This is a genomic window from Micromonospora rosaria (genome assembly GCF_001567585.1).
Classification (GTDB): Bacteria; Actinomycetota; Actinomycetes; order Mycobacteriales; family Micromonosporaceae; genus Micromonospora; species Micromonospora rosaria.
Genome location: NZ_LRQV01000236.1, coordinates 1 through 5,049, shown reverse-complemented (window position 1 = coordinate 5,049; position 5,049 = coordinate 1). Strand labels below are relative to the sequence as shown.

2 protein-coding genes and 2 pseudogenes are annotated in these 5,049 nt (G+C 67.4%); 1 reads left to right on the top strand and 3 read right to left on the bottom strand.

Features of this window, described 5'->3' with window-relative positions; genetic code table 11:
- Positions 1 to 308: 308 nt before the first annotated feature.
- The 3 genes and pseudogenes from AWW66_RS31230 to AWW66_RS31220 form a co-directional block, all read right to left on the bottom strand.
- Positions 309 to 1,556 (bottom strand): annotated as a pseudogene (locus AWW66_RS31230) (IS701 family transposase).
- Positions 1,557 to 1,716: 160 nt separating this feature from the next.
- Positions 1,717 to 2,601, bottom strand: coding sequence for a hypothetical protein (locus AWW66_RS34120; protein ID WP_157528258.1), 885 nt, complete (start codon positions 2,599 to 2,601; stop codon positions 1,717 to 1,719).
- Positions 2,598 to 3,551, bottom strand: coding sequence for an NBR1-Ig-like domain-containing protein (locus AWW66_RS31220; protein ID WP_169807204.1), 954 nt, complete (start codon positions 3,549 to 3,551; stop codon positions 2,598 to 2,600). The genes AWW66_RS34120 and AWW66_RS31220 overlap by 4 nt, the downstream gene beginning before the upstream one ends.
- 105 nt (positions 3,552 to 3,656) lie before the next feature.
- Between AWW66_RS31220 and AWW66_RS36270 the strand changes: the two are divergent.
- A pseudogene (locus AWW66_RS36270) lies at positions 3,657 to 4,811 on the top strand (glycosyltransferase family 4 protein); the annotation flags it as partial.
- Positions 4,812 to 5,049 lie beyond the last annotated feature (238 nt).

The window sequence follows — 5,049 nt, the reverse complement described above, 5'->3', positions numbered from 1 at the left end:
ACATGCCCTCCGACACGCCCCCCTCGCCGCGCACCAACCGACACGACACACACCCGGACGCCGACGGCGACCACGCTCGCAGCCTGCCGGCCAGGATCATCCCGGTGGTGACCGCCGGCATCGCTGGCGGCATCGCCCGAGCAGTCACCGCCTGGCTTCTCGACCACCTCAGCCTCTAGTAGTGCTTTGTCATGATCGGGGTTGGTATCGGGGTTTTCGTGTGGTGGGGAAGCGGGTTTTGCAGGTGGGGCAGGCGCCGGCTAGGCGGACGAGGTGGGTCTGCAGTTCGCGGAGTACGGCGTAGAGGGTCAGGCCGGCGCGGGGGCTTTTGGGTCGAGGCGTTGCAGGGTGCAGAAGGCGTGAGCGGCGGATACGAGGGTGACGTGGTGGTGCCAGCCTTGCCAGGTGCGGCCCTCGTAGTGGTCCAGGCGAGTCCGGTCTTCAGTTCGCGGTAGTCGTGCTCGATGCGCCACCGGAGTTTCGCCCACCTGATGGGTGCGTTACGCCGTGGTGGCCGGCAGGTTCGACAGCCAGTACTTGGTGGGCTCCGGTCGGTCGGCCGGCCATTCGGCGATCAGCCACGCCTCGGGCAGGTCGCGGTCGCGGTGGGCGGCCCGCAGGATCCGACCGGCCGGACGGACGCGGAGGAACACGAACCGGGAACGCATCTTCACCGGCTTGCCCACCCGGGTGCGGGAACCGTCCCGCCAGGCGATCGTCCGGGCTGCGTCGGTGCCCACGGAGGCGATCAGGTCTCTGACCGGGGCGGCCAGCTCCCGGTAGCGCTGTTTCGGTCGCTGTCCCACCCCACGGTACGGCGGTGCGGTCCGCACCGCCGTCTGCGGATACACACTGATCGTGGTGGCCACCTGCACGACATAGGACAGGCCCCGTTCGGTCAGGCCGAGGCGGAACTCGCCGCTGTCGCCGTACCCGGCGTCGGCCACGATCAACGGCGCCGTCAGACTCCACCCGGTCACCTCGTCGATCATGTCCAGCCCGAGGCGCCACTTCTCCCGGTGCCCGACCTCGTCGGGGATCTGCGCCCGGGCGCGTCGCCGCTCGACATCGTCGGTGGCCTCCGGTAAGGCGGGATTCCACGACCCGGGCAGGAACAGCCGCCAGTCGACCGGACACGACGCGACATCGGTGACCAGGTTCAGGCTCACCCCGATCTGGCAGTTGGTGACCTTCCCGGCCGTGCCGGTGTACTGCCGGGCCACCTCCGGCGATGCCGATCCGCACTTGAGCCACCCGGTGTCGTCCAGGGCCCACGCCGCCGACCCGATCGCCGCGTCCATCCGCTGGGCCAGACGGCGACGCACCGGCTCCACCGCCCACGGACTGTTCGTCACGAAGTGGTTCAACGCTTGATCGTGCACACCCTGCAACCGGCCCGCCATCGGCTGCACCGACTTACGCCGCCCATCCAGCATCAGCCCTTGTAGGTACTGCCCCGCACGGTCGCACCACCCGGCCCGGGTCAACGACCCGAACACATCCCCAGTGAACTCGACCAACACATCGCCAAGACGCTCCACCTCGCCAACATCCACACCCCATGCAACGAGACGATCCCCGAACAGCTACCAAGGCATGCCGAAACATGACAAAGCACTACTAGCACGCCGCCGCCCGTGGTGAGCGTGCTGTGAACGCCGCAAGTTGTCCGCCCCGACTCACAAGACCCGGAGTGGGCCGAGCGGCGACCAGGGGTCAGCTACTGATGGGACGATTCCGGCGTAGCCGTACGGCAACCTCAGTGGGCAGGGGATGGCTCGTCGCTGTGTGCTCCTCTTTGGCGTCGATGAAGAGCTGGAGTCCTCCGCCGATCGCTGGCCGGCAGTCGGGGAATGTCATGACGTACGTGACCGCTGTCAAGCACGGAAACCACGGGCCACGGCCTGGGATGGCGATTAAGCACGATTCACCCGGCGCAGTGTCCGGAACGCTGAGCACCGGCGGAGTGAAGGCCAAGCTCGACGAGACAGGCGGCCCGAGGCGAACGAGTAGCCGATCGCGCCACGACACGGATCCTACGTTCGACAGAACCACGGGCAGCGCGAACAGTTGTCCGTGGTCGATCGTGAGATCGAGGACGCTGTCGGACCCCTCGACGACAACCCGGTCTGCCGGGTCGGCAACCCAATGCGTCGGATCACTGACGAGGGCGAGCCGTCGGCGGGCATCCATCACGTTGATGTCGAGGTCCATGCCGGCTTGCAGGGAAAGCTCGCGGTAGCGTGGCCAGCGATGATTGCCCTCGACGTTTTCGGCGAGGTTGCGCAGGCGACTGCGGCGCTCGGCAACAGTCGGTGGTGGTACCGGAGCGATGGCTTCCGGGCCCCGCAGGACATCGAGCCACTGGTCGCGGGTCCGCTCATCAAGGCCCGTCATACTCGCGCACGCCTCGGCGATGTGGCGGAGCAGTAACTCGGGGGCGGGTTGTCCACGTTCCAGCGCAGCGATCCGCTGACGACTGACCGCTCGACCCGCAGGGGACACCAGCGAAGCGAATTCCGCCTGCGTCATTCTCAGGGCAGCCCGGGATGTGGCAATCAGCGCTGCCAGGTTCACGGGATGCGCAGCGGTGGGGATCACCGCGACGCCCAGGGTTGATCGCAGGTGAGGTACTCCTCGGGCAGGACGACCAGCGTGACGATGGCACCGACCAGCGTGTTCGGGTAGCAGTAGGTGCCATCCGGCCAAGCAAGTCGGAAACAGGAACGGTACGTGCCGGGTCGGTCGGGTGCTCTGACCGGTACGGAGATCGTGACGTTCTGCCCCGGCTCGGCCGTCGGTACCGGGGTGAACGGTGGTGTGGTCAGACCAACCCGGCACTGGCCTACTCGGACGAAGAGGCGGTCCTGCCACCGCACTTTGCCGGAGTTCCGTAGGATCCAGTGGCCGACGACGTAGCTACCGGGACGGACAGGCAGCCCCTCCGGTATGTCCCTCGTCGGATCTGCGATCAGCGTCGACCGGTCCTCGTGAGCAGGCACCCAGGCGTCGAGGGCCGGTGCTGCGGTGGGATACGTGGACAGCAGGCCGCGGTGGATGCCGAGCAGATTGCGTATGGCCTGTGGGGCAGCGTCGAAGGCGCGGACGTCCGTGTCGTATCCGGAGACGCCCACCCGTGCAAACTGTCGGGTGCGCGCGGCACGGGGCGGCGTTCCGGCCTGGTCCGCCTGCAAGGCGACACCCCAACGATAGAGGTCGACGAGGTATCCATCGGCGAGGAACGCAACGTCGTAAGCCCGAACCAACCAGGACGGGATCTGGCCGCTGCGCAGTTGCTCGTCCTCGAACGATTCGCCTGTTCGCAGCCAATCCGGTGGGCTCAACTTGTTTGCATTGCCCAGCTCGACGTTCGAGAGGTACCGGCCATCGACCTGATGGGGCCGGGACACTGTCGCCCTGGCCGGAGGACCTGCCGCCACGTCAGGGTACAGGTCCCGGACGGCCGCGTTGACTGCCGACGCCGCCGACTCCAGTTGCTCGTATCCGGCAGCTACCCGGATCTGCCGTAGGGCCCCACCAACCTCACGCATCACCACCTTGTGCAGAGGGGCGGGGCCCCGTGGCCGCCCGCGCCGCCGAGCGGGCGGCATGCCTCCGTGTGCTCCGGAATCGCCCACGGCCCCTCCGGTCCTCACATGTTAGGTTCGCGCGGAAAAATGGTCGTGACCCAGGCTACCCCTATGAACAGCATCGCTTCGGTGGTCGCGTACGGTGCCGAGTGGGCATCGACGCATGGTGGACTGAGCACCGTCAATCGTGAGCTCTGCAGTAGCTTGGCCGCACGGGGCCTGACCGTGTCCTGCGTCGTTGTTGCCGCCACACCCGCCGAACGTGCGGATGCCGCAGCGCGCGGAGTCACCCTGATCGAAGTGCCGACCGACGCCCAGCCGCCTGAGCTGGCGCTCGCGCGCCGTCCGGTATTGCCACCTGGTGTCATGCCGGAACTCATCATCGGTCACGGCCGGGTAACCGGACCAGCCGCACTCAGCGTTGCAAGAGATCACTTCCCGCAGGCCAAGCTGGCTCATGTTATCCACACCGCACCGGACGAGATCGAATGGCTCAAGACCGGTCGAATAGGCGACGCGGGCCACCGTGCCGAGAGTCGAACCCAGCTGGAAGTCGCGCTGGCGCGGGCGGCCGATCGGGTGTATGCCGTCGGACCTCAGCTCCACCTGCGGTACCTCAACGAACTACACGGCTTCGGCGTCGTGCCTGACCGCATCGATCCGGGGTTCGACCTGACCGAGCAGCGAATGGCGACCCCGCCACCCGGGGCACCGGTTCGTGTGCTGGTAGCCGGCCGCGCGGAGGACGCCATGGTCAAGGGGCTTGATCTGGCGGCCCGCGCCATGGGAATCGTCGCACGCAAGCAACGCGATCACCTGCCGGTTGAGTTGTACGTCCGAGGCGCCCCCGCTGGATCCGCAGAGGCGCTTCGAAATCGGCTTCAACGCTGGGCGCGTAACCCGGCCCTGCACATCGTCGTGCGGCCGTACTCGACGGACCGGGAGCAGTTGTCCGGCGAGTTGCTGGCGGCAAGCCTGGTTCTGATGCCCTCCCGATTCGAAGGCTTCGGGCTTACCGGCGTCGACGCGGTGTCGGCCGGCATCCCCCTGATCAGTAGCAGTCGCAGCGGGCTCGCTCTGCTCCTGCGAGAGCTGTTGCCAGAAGGCGAGGCAGACCGGCACATCGTCGCGATGTCGGGCGATGACGAACTCGATGCGCAGCGCTGGGCTCGGGCCATCGGGGCGAAGCTCGAGGACCGACCAGCCGCCTTCGCTCAAGCAGGCTCGTTGCGCACGTTCATGGCGGGTCGGCGAACCTGGTCCGGGGCTGTCGACCACCTACTGCGCGGCCTTGGTGTCGACATTGCCCTGTGGACGACCTCGGCCGGTACCCCTCGCGGGGCCTCCGGCTTGGTCCCTGGTGATCGTCCCGGCACTCAGCCCTTTTCATCCTGCGTAGCGGTTGGCTTCGACGTGGTGGAGAACGAGGATGGCCTGGACGATCGTGGTGGCTCGGCGT

What these genes read in the sequence shown, in the direction of transcription:
- AWW66_RS31220 (WP_169807204.1), bottom strand. Translation starts at nt 3,551, where the DNA reads ATGCGTGAGGTTGGTGGGGCCCTACGGCAGATCCGGGTAGCTGCCGGA.